Genomic DNA, 23,848 nt, shown 5'->3' with positions numbered 1-23,848 from the left:
CCGCCGCGCCCGGTGCGCCGCGCGGCTCCCCGTCGACGGGGGACAGCGCCGACCGTCTACTCGAGCGGGTGGAGGAGGCGGTGCAGGAACTGCCGCGTGCGCGGCTCGCGCGGCTCCCGGAGGATCTGCGCAGGGGCGCCCCGCTCGACGACCACGCCGTCGGCCATGAAGACGACCTCCGAGGCCACCTGCCGGGCGAACTCGAGCTCGTGCGTCACGACGAGCATGGTCCAGCCCTCCCCCGCCAGCTCCCGCATCAGCGAGAGCACGTCGCCGACCAGCTCCGGGTCCAGCGCCGAGGTGGGCTCGTCGAAGAGGAGCAGATCGGGCCGCAACGCGAGCGCCCGGACGATGCCGACGCGCTGCTGCTGACCGCCGGAGAGCTCGAAGGGGTAGGCGCTCCCCCGGCCGCCGAGGCCGACGCGCTCGAGCAGGCGCTCCGCCTCCGGGACCACCTCGGACGCGGGACGGCGCTGCACTCGCAGCGGCCCCTCCGTCACGTTCTGGAGGACGGTCAGGTGCGGGAAGAGGTTGAAGTGCTGGAAGACCATCGCGGAGTGGTCGCGCAGCCCGGTCAGCGCCTTCCGTCCGACGCCGCGGTCGAAGTCGAGGACGCTGCCGTCGGCGAGCTCGACCACCCCGCCGTCCGGCACCTCGAGGCTGTTCAGCGAGCGCAGGACGGTGGTCTTGCCCGAGCCCGAGGGCCCGATCAGGGCGACGACCTCGCCGCGGCGGATCTCCAGGTCGATGCCGCGCAGCACCTCCACCCCGCCGAACGACTTGCGGAGGCCGCGGGCCGTGAGCACGGGCCGCGCGTCGGTCGGAGTGTCAGCGGGCGACATAGCGGTCCAATCGCTTCTCGAGCAGGCCCTGGCCGCTGGAGAGCACCAGGCAGATGAGCCAGTAGATCAGAGCGGCCTCGAGGTAGAGGAGCATGAACTCGCTCGACGCGGTGGCGATCTTCTGCGCCTGCCGGAAGAGCTCGGTCACCAGGATGAGGGAGGCCAGCGAGGTGTCCTTCACCAGCGAGATGAAGGTGTTCGACAGCGGCGGGACGGAGACGCGCGCGGCCTGCGGGAGGATGATGCGCCGCAGCGAGAGCGAGCGGCTCATGCCGATCGTGTGCGCCGCCTCCCACTGCCCCTTCGGGACGCTGAGGATCGCCGCGCGGATCACCTCCGCCGCGTAGCCGCCCACGTTGAGGGCGAACGCGATGGTGGCGCTGGGCCAGGGGTCGATCTTCAGTCCGAGGCTCGGCAGCCCGTAGAAGATCACGAACAGCTGCACCAGGAGCGGCGTGCCCCGGATGACGGAGATGTAGGCGCGCGCGATCCAGGAGAGGATCCGCACCCGCGAGAGCCGCATCAGGGCGACCGCCAGCGCGAGCACGAGCCCGATGGCGAAGCTCGCCAGCGCGAGCGGGATCGTCCCGACGATGCCCCCGGAGAGGATCGGCCAGAACGACCGGAGGACGAGGTCCATTGTGTTCTCCCGCCTTCGCGGGAGGATCCGCGGTCGGCTCGATCGGGTGGTGGCGTCGGGGGCGGATCGTCTCCGCCTCCTGGGGAATGCTGGCACGCTTCTCGCCGGGGCGGGCGCCCTTGCGGGCGGACCCGCTGCCTGAGCCGCTCCGCCGCTCCCCCGCGTCGGGGCCGCTCACGCACGAGACGGCCCCTCCCGGAAGGGGAGGAGCCGCCTCGGGGTGGGGCTACTGGGAGACGTCGGCTCCGAAGTAGCGCTCGGAGATGGAGGCGAGGGTGCCGTCCTCGCGCAGCTCGTCGAGGGCGGAGTCGACGGCCTCGACGAGGTCGTCCGAGCCCTTCGGGAAGGTGAAGGCGCTCTCGGAGGTGTCGTCGGTGGTGACGGCGACCTTGAGGCCCGCGGCCTGGTCGGGGTAGGTCGTGGACCAGTCGAGCCAGGTGAGGCGGTCGTTCACGGTCGCGTCGACGCGGCCCTGCTCGACGAGGGCGATGGCCTGCGCCCAGCCCTCGACGCCCTCGACCTCGGCGCCGTTCTCCTGCGCGACGGTGTACCAGTTGCTCGAGAGCGACTGCGCGGTGGTCTTGCCGGAGAGGCCGGCGAGGTCGGTGATCGAGGTGTCGCTCGAGGGGACGATCACGACGCCGGGGCTGACCGAGTACGGCTCCGAGAAGTCGTACTTCGCCTCGCGCTCGTCGTTGATCGAGACCTGGTTCGCGATCACGTCGAAGCGCGCTCCGTCCAGGCCCGCGAACATCGCGTCCCACTGCGTCTCCTGGAAGTCGGGCTCGACGCCCAGCTTCTCGGCCACGGCGGTGATCACATCGACGTCGTAGCCGGTGAGGGCTCCCGTCCCGCCGTCGGCGTGGAAGGAGAAGGGCGGGTAGGTGCCCTCGGTGCCGATGGTGAGCTTCCCCGAGTCCTCGACCTCGGCCAGAGTCAGGCCGGAGCTGGCGGAGGCGGTGCCCTCGCCGCTCGAGCCGGAGACCACGTCGTCGGTCGAGGCGGGCGCGCAGCCGGCGAGGACCAGGGCGGCGGCGGCGGCGGTCGTGCCGAGCAGGACGCGCAGGGAGGTGCGGGCGGAGAGGGTCACGGTGTTGTCCTTCGGTGCATCACGGAGTCGTGGCGGTCCCGCTGTGCCGGATGCGGCGCGGGGATCGACGAGGGGACGGGTCGTCCCGGGGCGGACCGCTGCTCGGCGGAACCGCCCGGAGTGACGATAACCAGTGGAGGGGGCGGCCCTATTCCCGGATGTCGCCGTGTGACGCCGGGAGTCCGGCCAGGAAGTGCTCGGCACCGGCGACCTCGTCGCTCGTGAGGCCCGCCGCCGACTCCGGACGCACCAGGTGGAAGGGGGTGCTCTGCTCGCGGGCCCAGTCGTAGGCGTCCTCGTGGAGGTTGTCGTCGATCCACACCACGGCGTCGATCGCGCCGCGCTCGGCGGCCGCCTCCAGCCACACCGCTACGGGCTGGAGCTTGCCCGTCCGGCCCGGGAACCGCGGGTCGCGCGGGAGGCCGCCGTCGAAGACGATCGCCTCCGTACCCGCCGGCAGCCCGAGGTCCTGGGCGAGGACCCGCGTCAAGCGCGGCGGCCAGGTCGTGGCCCACACGATCGTGCCGACCGCGGCCAGGCGGGCGACGAGCGCCGCCCGCTCCGGCTCGAGCTCCAGGCGGTGCGAGCCCGAGGCGCGATCGCTGCGGACGGAGGGGTTCAGGACGCCGTCGACGTCGAGCAGGATCAGGGCGGCCATGCCTGTCACCGTAGCGGCGGCGGGGCGGATCGCGCGAGGAGCGCTAGCGTGACGGGATGCCTCCGTCCCTCCTGCTGCCGGGAGGCCGCACAGCCGTGCTGGGGCCGGATCCCGTGCGGCCGGAGGCGCTGCTGCTCACGGTCGACGGCGCGGAGCAGTCGCTGATCGATCCGGGCGATCCCCGGGCTCTGCACCTCGAGTACCTCGCGCGCCTCGGCGCGGTGGTCGACGCCGCCGCCCCGCCCGGCGAGCCGCTGCGCGTGCTGCACCTCGGAGCCGGAGCCCTGGCCCTGGCCCGCTACGTCGCCGCGACCCGGCCGGGCTCCGAGCAGCTCGCGGTGGAGAGCGCGGCGGGACTCGTGGAGTTCGTGCTCGAGCACGCGCCGCTCCCCCGCGGCGCGCGCGTCCGACTCCTCACGGCCGACGCCGCAGGGCCCCTGCCGCCCTGGAGCGCCGACCTCGTCGTGCTCGACGTCTACGACGGGGACGAGATCCCGGAGGCGTTCTACCGCGCGTCCGTCCTCGCTCCGCTCGCCGCCCGGGTCGGCGCCGACGGGCTCCTCGCGGTCAATGTCGCCGACGACGCCGACCACCGGAGGCTGGACCGCCTGCGCGGGGTCGTCCGCGAGCTGCTCCCGGTGACCGCAGCGGTCGGATCGACCGCCTTCGTCGAGGGGCGCACCGGCGGGAACGCGATCCTGCTCGCCTCAGGCTCGGCGCTCGCCGACCACGTCGCCGGCCGCCTGCTGCAGGCCGGCCCGCACCCGGTCTCCGCCGCGGCGGATGGCGACGTCGTGGTCGCCGAGGTGGCGGTAGAAGTCGACCCGTGAGTCGAGAGTGACGCCGGTCTCGAGGTACTTGGCGCGGATCCGCTTGATGTAGGTGCGGACGGTGTGCTCGGCGACGCTGAGGTCGACCGCGACGGTGCGGACCGCGGCACCCGCTCCGTAGGCGCGCATCACACGGCTCTCCTGCGGGCTCAGCACCGGGCGGCGCTCCTCGCGCCCGTGCACGAGCCGGTGGCGGGCGGTGTCCGAGATCCAGGTCCGGCCGGAGGCGACCGAGACGACCGCCGCCGCGAGCTCGCTGGGGTCGTCGCCCTTCCAGACGTAGGCCGCCCTCTCCCGTCGCAGCACGGCCCGCACCGGCTCCAGGGAGTCGGAGGAGGAGAGCACGACGAGGCCGACGGTCCGGGCCGCCGCACGCTCGAGGGTGTCGGCCACCTCCTCGCCGGGCACGCCGTCCAGGTCGAGGACCGCGATACGGTCGACGCCCTCCTCGTCGTGCGAGAACTGCGGCAGCAGCTGCGCGAGCAGCGCCTGCAGCGCGGCGCGCTCGATCGCTGGTCCGTCGACGACGGCCAGCGTGAACCGATCGAATCCGGTCACGGGGGTCCCCTAGCAGGGGCAGGTTCGGGTCCGCCCCGGCTGCACCGTAGCGGTCCGCGACGTCGTCGTGCACGTGATGGGACATTCCGTCTCAGTGGGAGGACGCCCCCAGAGCACTCCGGATCGGCTCACGGAGCGCGTGGAGGACCACCCCCGGCACCGTCTCCGGCTAGTGTCCCTCTCCATGGACGACAGCGCAGAGGGCTCCCGGCGGGCCCGGAGGATCCCCGCGGAGCAGGTCCGCAGCCGCATGATCGCCACGGCGCGCGACGTCGTCTCGAACCACGGCCTCACGGTGAGCTTCGCGCACCTGCCCATGGAGGAGTACATCCGCCTGGCCGGCGTGCCGCGCAGCTCCGTCTACCGGATCTGGAGCACGCGCGAAGAGTTCGTGGCCGACCTGGTCGGCGAGGTCTTCGTGCGGGACCGGTACGCGGAGGGCGCCGATCCCGAGGCCCAGCAGGAGATGCGCGAGGTCTACGAGCGCTCCACCGATCTGCTCTCCACGGCCGCCGGCCGCCGCCGGGTCGCCTGGGAGACCATCCGCATCGGCGCGCGGGCCAATGCCGAGTCGCTCCGCCGCTCCGCCGACTGGTCGTCGTACAACGCGCTGCTCGCCTGCACCTTCTCGATGGAGGAGGGGCCTGCACGCGACGCCGTGCGCGCCACGGCGAAGCGGATCGAGGGCATGCTCACGCGCCGGATGCGCGACTTCTACGAGGAGACGCTGCAGGTCTTCGGCGGGACGATGCGCCCGGGATTCACGACGCTCCAGCTCGCCCACCTCACCGCGATCGTGATCGACGGGCTCGCCCACCGCGGCCGGCTCCTCGACGACGACCTCGACACTCCGGTGACCGCCCCCGGCCTCGACGGCGAGCCGGTCGAGTGGACCCTGGCGGCCTGGACGATCCGCTCGATCGTCGACGGGATGCTGGAGCCGGTCGCGGAGGACTGAGCGGACCTCGCGACCCGGATCACTCGTCCGGTTCGGTGAACCCGTCGATCAGCAGCAGCACCGACACCACCGCCAGCGACGGCCCCTCGGGATCGGCCGGGTCGAGCGGGCCGGTCACCAGCTCCGGTGCCGCGATCCGCGCGATGCACAGCCCCTCGATCAGGGCCGAGACGGCGGAGGCGAGAGCGGCGGAGCCGCGGTCCGGGCGCAGCCGGAGCCCCGCCTCGGCGAGGGTGTGCTCGTAGTACTTCGCCATGTTGTCGATGAAGTGCAGCTGGCGGGACCGCAGAGCGGATCCGATGGCGGTCCGTGCCGGCTCCTCGTGCGATCCCACCGCGCCGGCGAGAGCGATGAAGTTGCGCCAGTGCTGCGACGAGAAGACGTTGTCGACGTTCGCGTCGACGGCGACCCGGACGGAGGCGGTCAGGGCCTCGCGGCGCTGCGCCGGGGTCGGCTCGGGGTCGAGGCTGCGGTGGAGGTGGGAGTTCCCGGCCCGCAGGGACGGCTGGTCGAGGCGGGTGGCGAGGACCCTCTCCGGGATCGCGGCGATCAGCTCGTCGTAGAACGACTGGCGGGTGGGCCAGATCCGGTACACGGTGCTGCGCGGAACACCCGCCGAGCGGATGACGTCCTCGAGGGGCAGGTGGGCGACTCCGACGCGCAGGCCCTCGGCGCGGACGACCGCGAGAGCGGCGTCCAGCAGGCGGGTGCGGACCTGCTCGCGGGTCAGGCGGGGAGGACGCGCCGGCTCCTCCGCATCGAGGGGGTCGTCGCTCATCAGGCCTCCGGCGCCGGGATGCACGGAGGAGCCTCCGACATCTACTGTCCAGCCGAGCGTACCCGGAGGGAGCGCGGAACGTGAGAGGAGATCGGAGACGGGCGCGGCCCGCGCATGCGGCTCGGGTGCCGCGCGGGCCGCGCTGCCTGTCCCCCAGGCGGCCTCCCCATGGGCCGGTCCGACCGTATGCTTCCCGACAGACGTCCGTCAACTGACGCGACATGGTGTCTCCTCGGCGGTGTCCGCCGACCGGTCACGAGGACCGCCTCCGGGACTCCTCCGCCGCCGGGAGCGCCCTCGCCGCGGTCTGCGCTCGAGAGGCGTGCGGAGCGGACAGCTCGCCCGCGACGACGTCCGACACGACGCCGGTGGCGTGCTCGACGAGGTCGACGTTCCGGGTCAGCCGCGCGTGGTGGCACGGGCTCGCGTCGACGTCGACCACGAGCTTCGCGAAGCGCAGAGCATCGCCGAGCCGCGCGAACGGCGAGAGCTCGGCGACGAGAGACGGCACGTCCGCCGCGGCGAGGTAGGTGTAGCGGCAGGTCGAGACCACGTAGTCGTCGACTCCGGCCGTCGCCGATCCGGTCGCGACCATGATGTCGCCGAGGTCGACCGGCGCGGTGGCGAGGCCGAGCGCCACCGCGGCGGTCACCTGGATGTCACCCACCAGCGCCGTCACGTGCACGCCGGCGGGCCAGTGCGGCAGGGAGCCGAGCTCGGTCGATCCCGTCCGCAGGCCCTTGCCCGCCGCCGAGGCGAGGGCGTCGATCATCGGCACTCCCGTGCACTCCCCCGCGTGCTCGGCGTCCTCCGAGACGGCGTCCCCGCAGGAGGCGAGCATCGCCGAGACGCTCAGCCGGCTCTGCGGGTCCAGTCCTGCGATCACCGCGGGGCTGACCTGGCCGGAGTCGTCGACCATTCGTCCGAGGCGCTCCGCGACGTCGGATCCCGTGTTCGGGGTGCCGAAGGTGAGGACGGACGAGACCATCGAGGCGACGGCGGTCCCGTCGACCGAGCCGCTCAGCGCCTGGCGGGCGGCGAGCCCTCCCATCGAGTGCGCGACGACGACGGCGCGGTGCCCGGTCGCGGAGACGAGGCAGGCGATCGAGGAGGCGAGCGCGTCGCTGATCCCCGGGTCGGTGACCCAGCGCGCGGCGAGCCGGCGGTAGTCGAAGGTGTAGACCGCGGCGCCGTCGATCTGCTGCAGCCGGCCGAGGAGGGACGGCTCGGGAGCGTCGAGCGGAGCGGTCGCCGACTCCGACGACACCATGTCGACGAGATGGGAGAAGGCCCCTGTGCGGTCGGCGTCGTGCGTCGCCGTGCCCAGCCAGCCGTGCAGCATCACGATGGGGACCAGCGCGGCGGCGGAGCGCGGCCGGACGTCGTCGCCCGCGAGCACGGGAGCCAGCTCCGCGACGCCGCAGGACGAGGGTGCGACCGCCTCTGCCGCCTCCGCCCGCCCCGCGGGCACCACGACGACGCCGACCACCACGAGCAGTGCGGCCAGCACGACGATCACGAGTCTCATCCGCGCGTTTCCTCACGTGCCGCGACCAGGACGGGGAACGGGTACAGGCTCGACCCGACGAGCACCCATCGAGTCAATCACCCCGCTCCTGCGGGGAAGGCCGCTCGTCGCGAACGGGCGGCCCCCCGTGCGGGTGACCGCGGGTCGGGGACGACGAAGGCCCCGCCGGTGTCCCGACGGGGCCTTCGATCGTTCAGCTCACCTGGATCAGCTGTAGTTGCCCGGCTCGTAGCCGTCGCTCGAGAACGAGTCGAAGTCGACGAACGAGAGGTCGGCGTCGCTGAACGCGGCGTCGTCGGCGAAGATGCGGTTGGGGTACCGCTCGGCCTTCGCCTCCTCGGTCGCCTCGACCGACACGTTCCGGTACTTGGGCAGACCGGTTCCCGCCGGGATCAGCTTTCCGATGATCACGTTCTCCTTCAGGCCCATCAGCGGGTCGCGCTTGCCCTCCATGGCCGCCTGCGTCAGGACGCGGGTGGTCTCCTGGAAGGACGCGGCCGACAGCCACGACTCGGTCGCCAGCGAGGCCTTGGTGATGCCCATGACCTCCTGGCGGGCGGACGCGGTCCGCTTGCCCTCGGTCAGAGCCGCACGGTTGACCTCGCTGTAGCGCGAGCGGTCGACGAGCTCGCCCGGCAGCAGCTCCGTGTCGCCGTGGTCGACCACGGTGACCTTGCGGAGCATCTGACGCACGATGACCTCGATGTGCTTGTCGTGGATCGGCACACCCTGCGAGCGGTAGACGCCCTGGACGCCGCCCACCAGGTGCTTCTGGACCTCGCGGACGCCCAGCACGCGCAGGACCTCCTTGGGGTCGACCGTTCCGACGTGCAGCTGCTGCCCGAGCTCGACGTGCTGGCCGTCCTCGATGAGGAGCTGCGAGCGCTTGAGCACCGGGTAGATGACCGCCTCGTCGCCGTTGTCCGGCTGGAGGATGACGCGGCGGGCACGGTCGGTGTCCTCGATGGTGATCCGGCCGGCGGCCTCCGCGATCGGCGACGCGCCCTTGGGGGTGCGGGCCTCAAAGAGCTCCTGCACGCGGGGAAGACCCTGCGTGATGTCGTCGGCCGAGGCCGATCCACCGGTGTGGAAGGTGCGCATCGTGAGCTGCGTGCCGGGCTCGCCGATCGACTGGGCCGCGATGATGCCGACGGCCTCTCCGATGTCGACGAGCTTGCCGGTGGCGAGCGAGCGGCCGTAGCAGGCCGCGCAGACGCCGACGGCGGACTCGCAGGTCAGGACGGAGCGCACCTTGATGTGGCGCACGCCCGCTCCGACCAGCTTCTCGATGAGCACGTCGCCCACGTCCTCGCCGGCCTCGGCGACGAGCTCGCCGGCCTCGTTCGACGCCGGGGTGGCGAGCGAACGGGCGTAGACGGAGTTCTCGACGTTGGAGTCCTTGATCCAGGCGCCGGTGGCGTCCTGGAGCATGATCGGCAGGTCGAGGCCCTTCGAGGTGCCGCAGTCCTCCTCGCGGATGATGACGTCCTGCGAGACGTCGACGAGTCGACGCGTCAGGTAGCCCGAGTCCGCGGTGCGGAGCGCGGTGTCGGCCAGGCCCTTGCGGGCACCGTGCGTGGCGATGAAGTACTCGGCGACCGACAGGCCCTCGCGGTACGAGGAGATGATCGGTCGGGCGATGATCTCGCCCTTCGGGTTGTTCACCAGGCCTCGCATGCCGGCGATGTTGCGCACCTGCAGCCAGTTGCCGCGGGCACCGGAGGTGACCATGCGGTTGATGGTGTTGTCCGTCGGGAAGTTGGCGCGCATGGCCTTGGCGACCTCGTCGGTCGCCTCGGTCCAGATCTTCACGAGCTCCTGGCGGCGCTCGGCCTGAGTGGTCAGACCCTTGTCGTACTCGGACTCGACCTTCGCGGCCTTCTTCTCGTAGCCCGCGATGATCTCGGGCTTCGACGGAGGCGTGAGGATGTCGGACAGCGCCACGGTGACACCCGAGCGGGTGGCCCAGTAGAAGCCGGCGTCCTTGATCCGGTCGAGGGAGGCGGCGACCTCCACCTTCGGGTAGCGCTCCGCGAGGTCGTTGACGATCCCGGAGATGGTCGTCTTGTCGGCGACCTGCTCGAAGTAGGGGTAGTCGACCGGCAACGCCTCGTTGAAGAGGGCGCGGCCGAGCGTGGTCTCGAGGAGGACCGGCGCGGTGACCTTGCCGTTCTCGTCGATCTCGACACCCTCGGGTGCCTGACCCTGCGCGAAGTACACGTCCGACATGCGGATCCTGACCTTCGAGTTCAGGTGCAGCGAGCCCTGGTCCTTCGCGAGGATCGCCTCCGAGACGGAGGAGAACGCGCGGCCCTCGCCGGCGGCGCCCTCGCGGATCGTCGTCAGGTGGTGGAGGCCGATGATCATGTCCTGCGTGGGCAGGGTGACCGGACGGCCGTCCGAGGGCTTGAGGATGTTGTTCGACGCGAGCATCAGGATGCGCGCCTCGGCCTGGGCCTCGACGGACAGCGGCAGGTGGACGGCCATCTGGTCGCCGTCGAAGTCCGCGTTGAACGCGGCGCAGACGAGCGGGTGCAGCTGGATCGCCTTGCCCTCGACCAGCTGGGGCTCGAAGGCCTGGATGCCGAGACGGTGCAGCGTGGGCGCACGGTTCAGCAGGACGGGGCGCTCGCGGATGATCTCCTCGAGCACGTCCCACACCTGCGGGCGCGAGCGCTCCACCATGCGCTTGGCGGCCTTGATGTTCTGCGCGTGCGACAGGTCGATCAGGCGCTTGATCACGAACGGCTTGAACAGCTCCAGCGCCATCTGCTTGGGCAGACCGCACTGGTGCAGCTTGAGCTGCGGGCCGACGATGATGACCGAGCGTCCCGAGTAGTCGACGCGCTTGCCCAGCAGGTTCTGGCGGAAGCGACCCTGCTTTCCCTTGAGCATGTCGCTCAGGGACTTGAGGGCGCGGTTGCCGGTTCCGGTGACGGGGCGGCCGCGGCGGCCGTTGTCGAAGAGGGCGTCGACCGCCTCCTGGAGCATGCGCTTCTCGTTGTTCACGATGATCTCGGGGGCACCGAGGTCGAGCAGGCGGCGGAGTCGGTTGTTGCGGTTGATCACGCGACGGTAGAGGTCGTTCAGGTCGCTGGTCGCGAACCGGCCTCCGTCGAGCTGCACCATCGGGCGCAGCTCCGGCGGGATGACCGGGACGACGTCGAGGACCATCGCGGCCGGCGAGTTGCCGGTGGCGAGGAACGAGTTGACGACGCGCAGGCGCTTGATGGCGCGGATCTTCTTCTGACCCTTGCCCTCGGCGATCTGCAGGTGCAGCGTCTCGGCCTCGGCCTGGAGGTCGAACTGCTCGAGGCGCTTCTTGATCGCCTCGGCGCCCATGTAGGCCTCGAAGTAGACGCCGTACCGGTCGACGAGCTCGTTGAAGACCGCGTCCTCGGGCTTGAGGTCGCCGACCTTGAGGGTGCGGAACTGCTCCCACACGCTCTCGAGCCGCGCGATGTCCTCGTCGAAGGACTTGCGGATCTGGCCCATCTCCTTCTCGGCGCCGTCCTTGGTGCGGCGCTTCTGGTCGCTCTTGGCGCCCTCCGCCTCCAGGGCGGCGAGGTCGGTCTCCAGGCGCGCCAGGCGGTCCGCGATGCGGGAGTCGCGCTGGTCCGAGAGGGTCTTGATCTCGAGCCGGAGCTCGTTCTCGAGCCCGGGCATGTCGGCGTGACGGCCGTCGTCGTCCACGTCGATGATCATGTACGCCGCGAAGTAGATGACCTTCTCGAGGTCCTTCGGCGCCATGTCCAGCAGGTATCCGAGGCGCGAGGGGACGCCCTTGAAGTACCAGATGTGGGTGACGGGGGCGGCGAGCTCGATGTGGCCCATCCGCTCGCGGCGGACCGAGGACTTGGTGACCTCGACGCCGCAGCGCTCGCAGACGATGCCCTTGAAGCGGACTCGCTTGTACTTGCCGCAGGAGCACTCCCAGTCGCGAGAGGGTCCGAAGATCTGCTCGCCGAACAGGCCGTCCTTCTCGGGCTTCAGGGTGCGGTAGTTGATGGTCTCGGGCTTCTTCACTTCACCGTGCGACCAGCGACGGATGTCATCGGCCGTTGCGAGGCCGATGCGCAGCTCATCGAAAGTGGTTACGTCGAGCAATGTTTTCTCCTTGTCGGAAAACAGGGTGTCTCGTCAGAGACGGGAGGTCGTCAGATGCTGGCGCGGATCAGATGTCGTCGACGGAGGACGACTCGAACCGGGAGGAGATGTTGATGCCGAGCTCTTCCGCGGCGCGGTAGACCTCGTCATCGGTGTCGCGCAGGCTGACCGCGGTGCCGTCGGCCGAGAGGACCTCGACGTTCAGGCACAGGGACTGCATCTCCTTGATGAGGACCTTGAAGGACTCCGGGATGCCGGGCTCCTGGATGTTCTCGCCCTTGACGATGGCCTCGTACACCTTCACGCGGCCGAGGATGTCGTCCGACTTGATGGTGAGGAGCTCCTGGAGGGCGTAGGCGGCGCCGTAGGCCTCGAGGGCCCACACCTCCATCTCGCCGAAGCGCTGTCCGCCGAACTGCGCCTTACCACCGAGCGGCTGCTGGGTGATCATCGAGTACGGGCCCGTCGAGCGCGCGTGGATCTTGTCGTCGACGAGGTGGTGCAGCTTCAGGATGTACATGTAGCCGACCGAGACCGGGTCCGGGAAGGGCTCCCCGGAGCGGCCGTCGAACAGCTGCGTCTTGCCGGACGAGCCGATCAGGCGCTCTCCGTCGCGCGTCGGGGTGGTGGAGTCGAGGAGCCCTGCGAGCTCCTCCTCAGCCGCGCCGTCGAAGACGGGGGTCGCGACCTTGGTGCCGGGCGCCGCCTCGCGGGCGTGCTCGGGCAGGCGCGCGGCCCACTCCGGCTGACCCTCGACCTTCCAGCCCTGCTTCGCGATCCACCCGAGGTGGATCTCGAGGACCTGGCCGAAGTTCATGCGGCCGGGGACGCCGAGCGGGTTGAGGACGATGTCGACCGGGGTGCCGTCGGCGAGGAACGGCATGTCCTCGACCGGCAGGATCTTCGAGATGACGCCCTTGTTGCCGTGGCGGCCGGCGAGCTTGTCGCCCTCGGTGATCTTGCGCTTCTGGGCGATGTAGACGACCACGCGCTGGTTGACGCCCGAGCCGAGCTCGTCGTCGCCGTCCTGCGCGTCGAACACCTTGACGCCGATGATCGTGCCCTGCTCGCCGTGGGGCACCTTCAGCGACGTGTCGCGGACCTCGCGGCTCTTCTCGTTGAAGATCGCGCGGAGCAGGCGCTCCTCGGCCGAGAGCTCGGTCTCGCCCTTGGGCGTGACCTTGCCGACGAGGATGTCGCCGGGGCGGACCTCGGCGCCGATGCGGATGATGCCGCGCTCGTCCAGGTCGGCCAGGAGCTCCGGGCTGACGTTGGGGAGGTCGCGGGTGATCTCCTCCTTGCCGAGCTTGGTGTCGCGGGCGTCGACCTCGTACTCCTCGATGTGGATCGAGGAGAGGACGTCGTCCTTCACCAGGTTCTGGCTGAGGATGATCGCGTCCTCGAAGTTGTGGCCCTCCCACGGCATGAACGCGACGAGCAGGTTCTTGCCCAGCGCGAGCTCGCCGTTCTCGGTGGCGGGGCCGTCGGCGACGACCTCGCCGACCTCGATGCGCTCGCCGGCCGAGACGACCACGCGGTTGTTGTACGAGGTGCCCTGGTTGGAGCGGTCGAACTTGCGGAGGAAGTAGGTCTGCGTGCCGCCCTCGTCCAGCTGGACGGTGACGGAGTCGGCGGAGACCTCCTGGACGACACCGGCCTTGTCGGCGGTGATGACGTCGCCGGCGTCGATGGCCGCGAAGCCCTCCATGCCGGTTCCGACGACGGGCGACTCGCTGCGCAGCAGCGGGACGGCCTGACGCTGCATGTTCGCGCCCATGAGCGCGCGGTTCGCGTCGTCGTGCTCGAGGAACGGGATCAGCGAGGTCGCGACCGAGACCATCTGGCGCGGCGAGACGTCCATGTAGTGGACGCGCTCGGCGTCGACGAGCTCGACCTCTCCGCCCTTGGGGCGGACCAGGACCTTGCCCTCCGCGAAGCGGAAGTCCTTCGTGAGGGGGGCGTTCGCCTGGGCGACCAGGTACTCGTCCTCCTCGGACGCGGTGAGGTAGTCGATCTGCGAGGTGACGGTGCCGTCGACGACCTTGCGGTACGGGGTCTCGATGAAGCCGAACGAGTTGATGCGAGCGAAGGACGCGAGCGATCCGATCAGGCCGATGTTCGGGCCTTCCGGGGTCTCGATCGGGCACATGCGGCCGTAGTGCGAGGGGTGGACGTCGCGGACCTCGACGCCGGCGCGCTCACGGGAGAGTCCGCCGGGGCCGAGCGCCGACAGGCGGCGCTTGTGGGTCAGACCCGCGAGCGGGTTGTTCTGGTCCATGAACTGCGACAGCTGGCTGGTCCCGAAGAACTCCTTGATCGCGGCGACGACGGGGCGCACGTTGATCAGGGTCTGCGGGGTGATCGCCTCGATGTCCTGCGTGGTCATGCGCTCGCGGACGACGCGCTCCATGCGGGACAGTCCGGTGCGGACCTGGTTCTGGATCAGCTCGCCGACCGCGCGGATGCGGCGGTTGCCGAAGTGGTCGATGTCGTCGACGTCGAGACGCAGCTCGACCGGCTCGCCGTCGCGCACGCCGGGGAGGGCGGTGCGGCCGTCGTGCAGGGCGACCAGGTACTTGATGGTCGCGATGATGTCCTCGACCGTGAGCACCGAGTCGGACAGCGCCTTGTCGATGCCGAGCTTGCGGTTGATCTTGTAGCGGCCGACCTTCGCGAGGTCGTAGCGCTTGGAGTTGAAGTAGAAGTTGTCCAGCAGCGCGCGGGCGGCCTCGGCGGCGACCTGCTCGCCCGGACGGAGCTTGCGGTAGATGTCGCGGAGGGCGTCCTCCTTGGTGAGGATGTTGTCCTTCTCGAGGGTCAGCTCGATCGACTCGTAGCCGGCGAACTGCTCGAGGATCTCCTCGCTCGTCAGGCCGAGGGCCTTGAGGAACACGGTGACCGACTGCTTGCGCTTGCGGTCGATGCGCACGCCGACCTGGTCGCGCTTGTCGATCTCGAACTCGAGCCAGGCGCCGCGGCTCGGGATGACGCGGGCGGAGTAGATGTCCTTGTCGGACGTCTTCTCCTGCTGGCGCTCGAAGTAGACGCCGGGGCTGCGCACGAGCTGGGACACGACGACACGCTCGGTGCCGTTGATGATGAACGTGCCCTTCTCGGTCATCAGCGGGAAGTCGCCCATGAAGACCGTCTGGGTCTTGATCTCACCCGTGAGGTGGTTCATGAACTCGGCCTCGACGTACAGCGGAGCGGCGTAGGTCTTGCCGCGCTCCTTGCACTCCTCGATCGTGTACTTCTCGGGCTCGAGGTACGGGTTCGTGAAGCTCAGCTGCATCGTCTCGCTGAGGTCCTCGATCGGGGAGATCTCCTCGAAGATCTCGTCGAGGCCGGAGTTGGCGGGGAGGTCCTCCCGGCCGGCGGCCTTCGCCTCGGCGACGCGGGTCTTCCACGCCTCCGAGCCGACGAGCCAGTCGAAGCTCTCGGTCTGCAGCGCGAGCAGATCCGGAACGGTCAGGGTGTCGCTGATCTTGGCGAACGAGAGACGCGAAGCTCCGCGTCCGTTCTTGGGTGAGGTGGTGGTCGCGGTGGACGCAGCAGCCAAGGAAGGAACCTCCGTAGACCCTCGCGGGTCTCAATCTGTGGGATGTGTGGAGTGGGCTCCCGCCGGACGGGCCGCCACCCCTGCCCGCACGCCGTGCGGACCGAGGCGACTCGGTCTTGGGGGCGGGGCTAGAGTGTGGCAACGGCATCCACCATCTGATGCCGGGTTCCGGTGACCTGCCGACCGCGATATGAGGGCATGGGTACTCGGGAGCGCAAAGTACGAATATAGCCGCATCGCGCCACGCCGCGCAAGTGCGGATGCTTGCGCCGCCCCGCGGGGTCCGGTATACGAGGCCACGGCCTCCCGGATCGATCCGACCGGGCCGGGCGCGGAGCCCCGCCGTCCCGCCGCCGCGGCAGACTGGTCGGATGCAGGAACGCACCGGCCGCCGACGCGGAGACGACTCCGAGCACCCCCGCGCCGTGCTCGCCAGCGGGTACACCGCGCGGATCGAGCCCGACCGCCACTCGCCCGAGGCGGCGACCCTGGTCGTCGACGGCACTCCGCAGTCGCACGTCGACCTCGCGGATCCGACGCACCTCTCGTTCGAGTACGTCCGCCGGATCGGCCACGCGATCGACCTCGTCGCCCCCGAGGGCGAGAGGGTCACGGCGCTCCACCTGGGCGCCGGAGCGCTGACCCTCCCCCGCTACGTCGCCGCGACCCGGCCGGGCTCGCGCCAGCAGGTCGTCGAGATCGAGGGCGCTCTGGTCGAGCTGGTGCGCGAGGCGCTCCCGCTCCCCCGCGGGGCGCAGATCCGCATCCGCCAGGGCGACGCCCGCGAGGTGCTCGGCAAGCTGCCGCCCGGGCTGCGCGGCACCGTCGACGTGGTCGTCGTCGACATCTTCTCGGGCGCGCGCACTCCCGCGCACGTGACCAGCGCCGAGTTCTACGGGGCGATCGCGCCGCTGCTCGCCCCCGGCGGCCTGGTCGCGGTGAACGTGGCCGACGGCGGCGCGCTCGCCTTCGCCCGCGCCCAGGCCGCGACGCTCGCCTCCGTCTTCGCGCACACCGCGATCATGACCGACACCCAGATGCTCAAGGCCAAGCGCTTCGGGAACGTGGTGATGCTCGCCTCGGCCGATCCGCTGCCGCTCGACGGCCTGCCGCGGCGCCTCGCCTCCGACCCCGCGCCCTCCAAGCTGGTGCAGGGGCGGGAGCTCGAGAACTTCATCGCCGGCGCCCTCGTCGTCACGGACGAGACCGCCACCCCGTCGCCGCTGCCGGCGCGGAGCATCTTCCAGGTGCGACGGGGCTGACCCGGGCCGCGCGTCGGGGCGCCGTCCGGGGACCCGCCGGTACACTCGACGCCGGGGTCAGCGACCCCGACCGTCCTCTCGTCCGCCGCGCGCGACGATCCGGATCCGCACTCCACGAGGAAGCATCGCCCTGAGCATCATCATCCGCCACGACCCCGCGACCCTCCACGAGGAGATCGACGTCGACGCCGCCCAGGAGCGCCTGGAGGAGATCGGCGCGCTACGCAGCCTCGCCGCGCTCACCGAGAAGGCGGAGCTGCTGCGCCTGCTCGGGCGCGTCGACGAGGCGTGGGACCTCGCGAACGAGGCCGTCCGCCGCACCCGCTTCTCCGGCGACCGCGCCGAGCTGCTCACCGCCCGCGTCCGCCGCGCCCGCCTCATGCAGCTGCGGGGCCGCACCGACGAGGCCCTCTCGGAGCTCGCGCTCTGCGTCGAGGAGGCGCGCACGCACGAGTGGCACCTCGAGCACTCCTTCGCGCTCAAGCACCGCGGCCTCACCTTCTTCGAGCTGGGCGAGTACGGCCGGGCGATGCGCGACTTCGACGCCGCGACCGCCCTCGGCGAGCGCGTCGGGGTCCCCGAGGAGGAGCTCGAGGTCGCACGCCTGGGCTACGCCGCCGCCTCCGAGTTCCAGGACGGGACCGACCGCGAAGCCCGCACCGACGGCACCGCCCGCGGCCGCCGCCGCGCCGACGGCGACGAGTCCTAGGAAGCGCCACCGGTGGCCGATCTCGAGGACGTGGCCCGCTGGGCCGACGCGCTGATCGAGGAGCACCTCGACCCCTCCTGGTCCTTCGCGCTCGACCACGCGCGCACCCGCGGCGGCGCCTGCCACTGGACGCGCCGCCGGATCACGGTCTCGCGCCACCTCGCCGCCCGCTGGAGCGACGAGGAGGTCCGGCAGACCCTCCTGCACGAGGTCGCGCACGCGCTCGCCGGGCCCGACGCCGGGCACGGACCGCCGTGGCGGCGGATCGCGGCACGGCTCGGCTACACGGGATCGCGCACCCACAGCAACCCGACCGCGGACGAGCTCGCGCCGTGGGTCGGCACCTGCCCGGGCGGACACCTCTTCTACCGCCATCGCCGGCCCACCCGGCCCCTGGCCTGCGGCCGCTGCGCGCGCCGGTTCGAGCCCGCGAACGCGATCCAGTGGCGGCGCCGACCGGTCCCGGCGCCGTGACCCCGGACGAGGCCTCTCACGGCGGCCGCACGCCGGTCACCGGGCAGTGGCTCCCCGAGGCCGACGGCCGGCGCTGGTGGTTCGACTCCGGAAGCCTCGCGCTCGACTTCGCCACGACCGGAGCACTGCCTCCGGGAGCGGCCGAGCACCTCGACTCCGATGCCGCCCTGGCCGCCTGGCTCGCCGAGCGCTTCGAGGCGGTCGGCCCCGAGAGCCGGGACGCGCGCCTCGACGACGCGCTGATGCTCCGAGGCGCGATCGCCCGGCTGGCCGTCGCGGCCGAGGCCGGCACCGCGCTCGACCCGCGCGACGTCGACGTGGTCAACCTGGTCGCGGCGATGCCCGACATCCCACCGGTGCTGGGCGGAGGGTCGCGGCAGGCAGGACGGCTCCATGCGGCGGGCAGGCAGGCGCTCGCGTCCATCGCCCGGGAGGCCGTGGGGCTGCTGGGCCCGGCCGTGGCCGGACGGCTGAGGCGCTGCGCGGATCCGGAGTGCCGGATGCTCTACCTCGACACGTCCCGCGCCGGCTCGCGCCGCTGGTGCTCGATGCAGCGCTGCGGGAACCGGTCGAAGGTCCGGGCGTACCGGGCGCGCGCCGCCGCCCCGCGCGGCTGACGCACCGCGCGGCTGACGCACCGCGCGGCTGACGCACCGCCGCGGCACCGGGAGCGGCACCGCGGCGGGACGGGTCAGTCGGAGACGCGGACCGAGCGGTCGAAGGCGACGTAGCCCGAGAAGTCCTTGCCGACGCGGTCGAACGCCGTCGGGTAAGGGTGCGGGTACGACCAGGCCTTGTCCTTCTGCAGGCCGTCGCCGGTCTGCACCGAGAAGTACTGGCACTCGCCCTTCCACGGGCAGGTGTAGGGCGTGGGGCTCTCGACGAGCACGCCCTCGGCGATGCTCGACGGCGGGAAGTACCAGTTGCCCTCGATCGAGATCAGGTCGGAGTCGGGGGCGTCGGCGAGGACGACGTCGTTGAGGACGGCTTTCATGCGGGCCAGCTTTCGGTCGGGGCGGGGGCGGAGGGACCGCCTCCGCCGAACGCTACGCCGGGGGCGGGCGAGTGGTCGAGGCGGCGGCTCGGATCCGCAGGGGCTTGTGCGCTCCGCGGACGCCCTGCACCGCTCGGAGGCCGCGCCCGCCGGAGCGGCGGGTCAGCGGAGGACCGCCACCTCGTCGACGGTGTCGACCCGGGCAGCGGCCCGGACCTCGTCCGCCCGCCCCTCGGCGGCGAGCAGGCGGCCGGACTCGGACGCGGTGAGCAGATGCGCGCACGCCCGGCGCAGGCCCTCGTAGGACGCGCAGGCCACCGCGGCCTCGGGCGAGACGTGGTCGATGCCCAGCCCGATGAGCGCGTCGACGACGGCGCCGGCCGCCAGCTGGTCCTCCATCGCGAACCGCGCCGCTCCGCTGTCGTCGACGTCGCCGAGTGCGATCACGTTGACGCTGGTCCGCCCGCCGTTCTCGTGCTGGCGCTCCAGGATCCAGCGGGCGACGGCCGAGCGGTCGGCCAGGCCCGCGCGGACGACGCGGCCCTCCACTCCCCCGAGGTCGGGGCTCTCGCCTCCGGGCAGAGCGTCGACGAGCACCGTGACGTGGGCGGGGGCGAGCACGCGGAGGGCGCGGGCCCCCCACTCGAAGCGGATCTGGTAGGTCGACTGGTCGACGGAGGCGGCGGGAGCGGTCACCCTGACACGGTAGCGAGCACCGGAGGCGCATACACGTCCGGGGCTCCGCGCGCACCCGGTTCCCGCGCAGGGGCGGGCGGAGGAGGATGTCCCTCGTGAAGGTGATGCTCAAGCACGTGCTCGACACCGACGCCGACTCCGCCTGGCGCGCCCTGCAGAGTCCGGCCGTGTTCCGGGAGGTGATGTCCCCGCTCCTGACCGCCGCGTCGCTGGACGAGGGCGGCTTCCGCCCGACCTGGGGGCTCGGCTCCCACGAGGTCGCGATGGACGCCCTCGGGATCGTGCCGATGGGCGCGCAGGAGATCGACCTCTCCTACCGCCGCGTCCCCTCGATGCCCGACGTGCGGATCCTGCGCGACAGCGGCGGGCCCCTCACCGGCTCCCTCCGACTGATCACCGCGTGGGACCACCGCATGGCCGTCGCCCCGCTCCCCGACGGGCGCACGCTCTTCCGCGACCGCCTCGAGTTCTCGGCGGGCCTCGCCTCGGCCGCGCTCTGGCCGTCGATGTGGGCGTTCTGGCAGTGGCGCGGCATCCGCATCCGCTCCCTCGCCCCGTCCTGGCGCCACGATGTCGGTGCCGACACCCGCCCGCGCGGGGAGTCCGCCGCATGAGCCCCGACGGTGTCGCCGAGGAGGAGACCGAGCTGTCGCGCTCGGAGCTCCTGCGCCTCCAGTGGCCCTCCGCCGACGAGGAGGAGCAGGACGACGACGGCGTCTCGCCCCGCCGCCGCCTCACGAACGCGGTCGAGGTGTCGGACTGGCGCCGCCACGTCCAGGCCCTCTACGCGGAGGTGCGCCGGCTCTCGAACGTGGACCTGCTCGCCGCGCACGCGTCCTGGATCCGCGGGCGCAACGCGCTCTTCGCGCAGCACCCCTCCACCCCCCTCCTCCCGGCCGACCGTGCGCACTTCCGCTCGCTGCCGATCGCGCCCTACGACGCGGCCTGGCGCTTCGAGCTCGAGGTGGCCCCCGCCGAGGAGGCGCGGCGGATGGACGTGGAGACCGGCACCGACGGCACCGTCCCCTTCGAGCTGATCGGCACGGTCGAGGTGCCGGACGCCGGCAGCCTCGACGTCTGGCGCCTCGCGTCCTACGGCGGAGGCCTGTTCCTGCCGGTCAAGGACGCCCTCGCGGGGACACCCGGCGGCACCTACGGCGGTGGCCGCTACCTCCTGGACACCGTGAAGGGCGCCGACCTCGGTCCGGGCTCCGCCCCGGGGACGCTGGTCCTCGACTTCAACTTCGCCTACAACCCCTCCTGCGCCTACGACCCGGCCTGGGCCTGCCCGCTCGCCCAGGCGGGCAACCGGCTGCCGGTCGAGGTGCCGGTCGGCGAGCGCTACCGGGGCTGACACCGACCCTGGACGTTCTCGGAGGGGCGGCCGATAGCCTCCGGGCGGCGCCGTCGTGGGCCGGAAAGCAGGAAAGCCGCATGCCCCGTCCCGTCCTCCTCGTCACCGGAACCTCCACCGGCATCGGCCGCGCCACCGCGATCGAGGCCGCGCGCGCGGGCTGGCGGGTGGTCGCCACCGTGCGGGATCCGGAGCGGGCGGAGGGCCTGCGCGCCGCCGCCGCCGAGGCCCGCGTCGAGCTCGACCTGCGGGCGCTCGACGTGACCGACGCGGACTCCGTCGCCGGCTGCCTCCGCGCCGTGGAGGAGGAGCTCGGCGGTCTCGACGCCCTCGTGAACAACGCCGGAGCCGGCCACCTCGGCACCCTCGAGCTGGAGGATCCGGAGGAGCTGCGCCGCGTGATGGAGGTCAACTTCTTCGGCACCGTCGCGGTCACCCGCGCCGCGATGCCGATGCTGCGCTCGTCCCGCGGTCGCATCGTCACCGTCTCGAGCGTCGGCGGCGCGATCGGGCAGCCGTTCAACGAGGACTACTGCGCGGCGAAGTTCGCGGTCGAGGGGTTCTTCGAGGCGCTCGCCCCGGTCGCCGCCTCCGTCGGCGTCCACGTGTCGCTGATCGAGCCGGGAGCGGTCCGCAGCAGCTTCGTCGAGAACGTCGGCATCGACGCGGCGGCGATGCTCGCGCAGGCCGGCCCCTACTCGCCGGCGCTCGGCGCCTACCTCGACCGCGCCGCGTCGTCCTTCTCCTCGACCCACGCGCAGGACCCGTCCGACGTCGCCGCCGTCATCCTGAAGACCCTGCGCGACCCGGAGCCGGCCTTCCGCGTGCAGACCTCGGACTGGGCGGGCGACTTCGTCGGGACCAAGCTGAGCGACCGCGACGGCTCCCGCGTGCAGGCCGCGATGCGCGGATGGATCGGCATCCACTAGAGTGGGATGGTGCGAGCGCAGCGACTGCGCTCCCCCGCGTCGTAGAACGCCCCTTGTCCCCTAGGACTCTGACCGTCGAGGATCCGTCCCGACCATCTGGCGCACGTGCATGAGGCCCCCGGCCGCGCGCACCGAATCGTACGGCGAACGGATGTGACCACCGTCACCTTCGCCCGAACGCCGATCACCCGCGCCCCGGCCACCGCCCGCGCGTCCTCGATCGGCATGATGCCCCCGAAAGGCACCACTCCATGTCGAACACCCCCCTCTCCTTCAGCGCCCTCGGCGTGCCGGCCCCCCTCGTGGCCGCGCTCACCGCGAGCGGCATCACCGAGCCCTTCCCGATCCAGGTCGACACGCTGCCCGACACCCTCGGCGGACGCGACGTCCTCGGCCGCGGCAAGACCGGCTCCGGCAAGACCCTCGCCTTCTCCATCCCGATGATCGCCCGACTCGGCGGCTCGCTCGCCGGCGGACGCCGCCGCCCCGGCCGCCCGCTCGGACTCGTCCTCGCGCCGACCCGCGAGCTCGCCACGCAGATCACCGCCGCGATGCAGCCCCTCGCCGACGCGTACGGCATCGTCACCACCACGATCTTCGGAGGCGTCTCGCAGCAGCGCCAGGTCGCCGCGCTCAAGCAGGGCGTCGACATCGTCGTGGCCTGCCCGGGCCGCCTCGAGGACCTGATGAAGCAGGGCTTCGTGAACCTCGACGCCGTCGAGATCACCGTGCTCGACGAGGCCGACCACATGGCCGACCTCGGCTTCCTGCCGGTCGTCACGCGCATCCTCGACAAGACCCCCCGCGGCGGGCAGCGCCTGCTGTTCTCCGCGACGCTCGACAACGGCGTGGACAAGCTGGTCAAGAAGTACCTCCAGAACGAGGTGCTCCACTCGGTCGACGAGGCCAACTCGCCGGTCGCGCTGATGACCCACCACGTATTCGAGGTCGACGGCCTCGACGCCAAGAACGCTCTCGTGAAGACGCTCGCGTCCGGCACCGGCCGCCGCATCCTCTTCATGCGCACCAAGCACCACGCGAAGAAGCTCGCCAAGCAGCTCACCGGCCAGGGCATCCCCGCGGTCGACCTGCACGGCAACCTCTCGCAGGTCGCCCGCGACCGGAACCTCGCCGCGTTCGGCGCCGGCACCGTCAAGGTCCTCGTCGCCACCGACGTCGCCGCCCGCGGTGTGCACGTCGACGACGTCGAGCTCGTCATCCACGTCGACCCGCCGATGGAGCACAAGGCGTACCTGCACCGCTCGGGCCGCACCGCCCGCGCCGGCAGCGAGGGAGACGTCGTCACCGTCGTCCTGCCCACGCAGCGCAGCGACGTGAAGACCCTCCTCCGCAAGGCCGCGATCCAGGTCGCGCCCCAGCAGGTGACGGCCGACTCGGCCGCCGTCGCGAAGCTCGTCGGCGACGTCGCTCCGTACGTCACCCCCAGCGCCGTCGTCGAGCCCGTCCGCGGCCAGTCGCAGGGCGGACGCTCGCAGGGCGCCAACGCGCAGCGCAAGCGCGCGGCCCGCACCGAGGGCACCGCCGCACCCCGCGGCGGACGCTCGACGGGTGCCGCGACCGGCGGAGGCGACCGCCCCCGCCGCGACCGCACCGCCGCCGAGGGACCCGCCCGCGGCGGCGCCCGCGGAGGCCGCAGCCGCTCGGCCGCCGGTGCCCTCTCGACCTCGGGCGGATCGCGCTCGTTCTACAGCACCGCGACCGGCGGAGCGGCCTCGGCCGCTCCCGCCCGCGAGTCCGCCGGCGGCGGCGCCCGCCGCGGCGGCCGCCGCGCGCAGGGCTGAGTCCGATTGTGCGCCGCGGAGCGGCGCACCGCGGTCGGCTTCAAGCACGGTTGCGACGCGCAGAGCGTGTCGCGACCGGC

At 72.0% G+C, this 23,848-nt stretch carries 20 protein-coding genes; 9 read left to right on the top strand and 11 right to left on the bottom strand.

All coding sequences use genetic code 11. The features are described from left to right. Positions 1–56: 56 nt before the first annotated feature. The 5 genes from C5C69_RS11575 to C5C69_RS11555 form a co-directional block, all read right to left on the bottom strand. Positions 57–842: an amino acid ABC transporter ATP-binding protein gene (locus C5C69_RS11575; RefSeq protein WP_104226760.1), complete on the bottom strand. Its 786-nt coding sequence runs from the start codon at positions 840–842 to the stop codon at positions 57–59. After that, positions 829–1,482, bottom strand: coding sequence for an amino acid ABC transporter permease (locus tag C5C69_RS11570; RefSeq protein WP_104224574.1), 654 nt, complete (start codon positions 1,480–1,482; stop codon positions 829–831). Before C5C69_RS11570 ends, C5C69_RS11575 begins: the two co-directional genes overlap by 14 nt. A gap of 226 nt (positions 1,483–1,708) precedes the next feature. After that, a complete protein-coding gene (locus C5C69_RS11565) occupies positions 1,709–2,572 on the bottom strand; it encodes an amino acid ABC transporter substrate-binding protein (protein ID WP_374953121.1) in 864 nt (287 codons plus the stop codon). A gap of 148 nt (positions 2,573–2,720) precedes the next feature. Then, complete coding sequence (locus tag C5C69_RS11560; protein WP_104233923.1) at positions 2,721–3,230, bottom strand: HAD domain-containing protein; 510 nt, start codon at positions 3,228–3,230, stop codon at positions 2,721–2,723. 707 nt (positions 3,231–3,937) lie between these two features. Further along, positions 3,938–4,618 carry a LuxR C-terminal-related transcriptional regulator gene (locus C5C69_RS11555; RefSeq protein WP_104233924.1) on the bottom strand — a complete coding sequence of 227 codons (681 nt, stop codon included), beginning with the start codon at positions 4,616–4,618 and terminating at the stop codon, positions 3,938–3,940. 184 nt (positions 4,619–4,802) lie between these two features. On the opposite strand from C5C69_RS11555, the gene C5C69_RS11550 reads away from it, so the two are divergent. Then, positions 4,803–5,576 carry a TetR/AcrR family transcriptional regulator gene (locus C5C69_RS11550; RefSeq protein ID WP_146080934.1) on the top strand — a complete coding sequence of 258 codons (774 nt, stop codon included), beginning with the start codon at positions 4,803–4,805 and terminating at the stop codon, positions 5,574–5,576. Between the two features lie 19 nt (positions 5,577–5,595). Here C5C69_RS11550 and C5C69_RS11545 read toward each other — a convergent pair whose 3' ends face one another. From C5C69_RS11545 to rpoB, 4 genes are all read right to left on the bottom strand, one after another. Further along, positions 5,596–6,354, bottom strand: coding sequence for a TetR/AcrR family transcriptional regulator (locus C5C69_RS11545; RefSeq protein ID WP_104233926.1), 759 nt, complete (start codon positions 6,352–6,354; stop codon positions 5,596–5,598). Positions 6,355–6,607: 253 nt separating this feature from the next. After that, the gene (locus tag C5C69_RS11540; RefSeq protein ID WP_104233927.1) at positions 6,608–7,882 is read right to left on the bottom strand and encodes a triacylglycerol lipase; all 1,275 of its coding nucleotides are present in this window, start codon (positions 7,880–7,882) and stop codon (positions 6,608–6,610) included. A 207-nt stretch (positions 7,883–8,089) separates the two neighbouring features. Further along, complete coding sequence (locus tag C5C69_RS11535) at positions 8,090–11,989, bottom strand: DNA-directed RNA polymerase subunit beta' (protein WP_104224580.1); 3,900 nt, start codon at positions 11,987–11,989, stop codon at positions 8,090–8,092. Positions 11,990–12,056: 67 nt separating this feature from the next. Further along, complete coding sequence (gene rpoB / locus C5C69_RS11530) at positions 12,057–15,548, bottom strand: DNA-directed RNA polymerase subunit beta (protein ID WP_104224581.1); 3,492 nt, start codon at positions 15,546–15,548, stop codon at positions 12,057–12,059. A 371-nt stretch (positions 15,549–15,919) separates the two neighbouring features. On the opposite strand from rpoB, the gene C5C69_RS11525 reads away from it, so the two are divergent. The 4 genes from C5C69_RS11525 (at position 15,920) to C5C69_RS11510 (ending at position 18,610) form a co-directional block, all read left to right on the top strand. Beyond that, a complete protein-coding gene (locus C5C69_RS11525) occupies positions 15,920–16,810 on the top strand; it encodes a spermidine synthase (RefSeq protein ID WP_104233928.1) in 891 nt (296 codons plus the stop codon). Positions 16,811–17,189: 379 nt separating this feature from the next. Further along, a complete protein-coding gene (locus tag C5C69_RS16995) occupies positions 17,190–17,519 on the top strand; it encodes a hypothetical protein (RefSeq protein ID WP_181027192.1) in 330 nt (109 codons plus the stop codon). A 12-nt stretch (positions 17,520–17,531) separates the two neighbouring features. After that, positions 17,532–17,993 carry a SprT-like domain-containing protein gene (locus tag C5C69_RS11515; protein WP_104233929.1) on the top strand — a complete coding sequence of 154 codons (462 nt, stop codon included), beginning with the start codon at positions 17,532–17,534 and terminating at the stop codon, positions 17,991–17,993. After that, positions 17,990–18,610: a CGNR zinc finger domain-containing protein gene (locus tag C5C69_RS11510; RefSeq protein ID WP_104233951.1), complete on the top strand. Its 621-nt coding sequence runs from the start codon at positions 17,990–17,992 to the stop codon at positions 18,608–18,610. Before C5C69_RS11515 ends, C5C69_RS11510 begins: the two co-directional genes overlap by 4 nt. 74 nt (positions 18,611–18,684) lie before the next feature. On the opposite strand, the gene C5C69_RS11505 is transcribed toward C5C69_RS11510, so the two are convergent. Together C5C69_RS11505 and C5C69_RS11500 are read right to left on the bottom strand one after the other, a co-directional pair. Then, a complete protein-coding gene (locus C5C69_RS11505) occupies positions 18,685–18,987 on the bottom strand; it encodes a DUF427 domain-containing protein (protein WP_104224584.1) in 303 nt (100 codons plus the stop codon). Between the two features lie 162 nt (positions 18,988–19,149). After that, on the bottom strand, positions 19,150–19,683 hold the full coding sequence (locus tag C5C69_RS11500) for a 2-phosphosulfolactate phosphatase (RefSeq protein WP_104233930.1): 534 nt from the start codon (positions 19,681–19,683) through the stop codon (positions 19,150–19,152). Between the two features lie 86 nt (positions 19,684–19,769). Between C5C69_RS11500 and C5C69_RS11495 the strand changes: the two genes are divergently transcribed. The 4 genes from C5C69_RS11495 (at position 19,770) to C5C69_RS11480 (ending at position 23,768) form a co-directional block, all read left to right on the top strand. Further along, the gene (locus C5C69_RS11495) at positions 19,770–20,297 is read left to right on the top strand and encodes a hypothetical protein (RefSeq protein WP_104238079.1); all 528 of its coding nucleotides are present in this window, start codon (positions 19,770–19,772) and stop codon (positions 20,295–20,297) included. After that, positions 20,294–21,037: a DUF1684 domain-containing protein gene (locus C5C69_RS11490; RefSeq protein WP_104233931.1), complete on the top strand. Its 744-nt coding sequence runs from the start codon at positions 20,294–20,296 to the stop codon at positions 21,035–21,037. The genes C5C69_RS11495 and C5C69_RS11490 overlap by 4 nt, the downstream gene beginning before the upstream one ends. 80 nt (positions 21,038–21,117) lie before the next feature. Then, positions 21,118–21,966: an SDR family oxidoreductase gene (locus C5C69_RS11485; RefSeq protein ID WP_104233932.1), complete on the top strand. Its 849-nt coding sequence runs from the start codon at positions 21,118–21,120 to the stop codon at positions 21,964–21,966. A 251-nt stretch (positions 21,967–22,217) separates the two neighbouring features. After that, the gene (locus tag C5C69_RS11480) at positions 22,218–23,768 is read left to right on the top strand and encodes a DEAD/DEAH box helicase (RefSeq protein ID WP_104233933.1); all 1,551 of its coding nucleotides are present in this window, start codon (positions 22,218–22,220) and stop codon (positions 23,766–23,768) included. Positions 23,769–23,848 lie beyond the last annotated feature (80 nt).

Origin of the sequence: Rathayibacter sp. AY1C7, assembly GCF_002931865.1 — a bacterium.
Taxonomy (GTDB): Bacteria; Actinomycetota; Actinomycetes; order Actinomycetales; family Microbacteriaceae; genus Rathayibacter.
This window is presented reverse-complemented; position numbering and strand designations above follow the sequence as displayed.

Coding starts and splice junctions, on each gene's coding strand:
- C5C69_RS11575 (WP_104226760.1), bottom strand. CDS start 842: ATGTCGCCCGCTGACACTCCGACCGACGCGCGGCCCGTGCTCACGGCC.
- C5C69_RS11570 (WP_104224574.1), bottom strand. CDS start 1,482: ATGGACCTCGTCCTCCGGTCGTTCTGGCCGATCCTCTCCGGGGGCATC.
- C5C69_RS11560 (WP_104233923.1), bottom strand. CDS start 3,230: ATGGCCGCCCTGATCCTGCTCGACGTCGACGGCGTCCTGAACCCCTCC.
- C5C69_RS11550 (WP_146080934.1), top strand. CDS start 4,803: ATGGACGACAGCGCAGAGGGCTCCCGGCGGGCCCGGAGGATCCCCGCG.
- C5C69_RS11545 (WP_104233926.1), bottom strand. CDS start 6,354: ATGAGCGACGACCCCCTCGATGCGGAGGAGCCGGCGCGTCCTCCCCGC.
- C5C69_RS11540 (WP_104233927.1), bottom strand. CDS start 7,882: ATGAGACTCGTGATCGTCGTGCTGGCCGCACTGCTCGTGGTGGTCGGC.
- C5C69_RS11525 (WP_104233928.1), top strand. CDS start 15,920: ATGCAGGAACGCACCGGCCGCCGACGCGGAGACGACTCCGAGCACCCC.
- C5C69_RS16995 (WP_181027192.1), top strand. CDS start 17,190: ATGCAGCTGCGGGGCCGCACCGACGAGGCCCTCTCGGAGCTCGCGCTC.
- C5C69_RS11505 (WP_104224584.1), bottom strand. CDS start 18,987: ATGAAAGCCGTCCTCAACGACGTCGTCCTCGCCGACGCCCCCGACTCC.
- C5C69_RS11495 (WP_104238079.1), top strand. CDS start 19,770: ATGTCCCTCGTGAAGGTGATGCTCAAGCACGTGCTCGACACCGACGCC.
- C5C69_RS11490 (WP_104233931.1), top strand. CDS start 20,294: ATGAGCCCCGACGGTGTCGCCGAGGAGGAGACCGAGCTGTCGCGCTCG.
- C5C69_RS11485 (WP_104233932.1), top strand. CDS start 21,118: ATGCCCCGTCCCGTCCTCCTCGTCACCGGAACCTCCACCGGCATCGGC.
- C5C69_RS11480 (WP_104233933.1), top strand. CDS start 22,218: ATGTCGAACACCCCCCTCTCCTTCAGCGCCCTCGGCGTGCCGGCCCCC.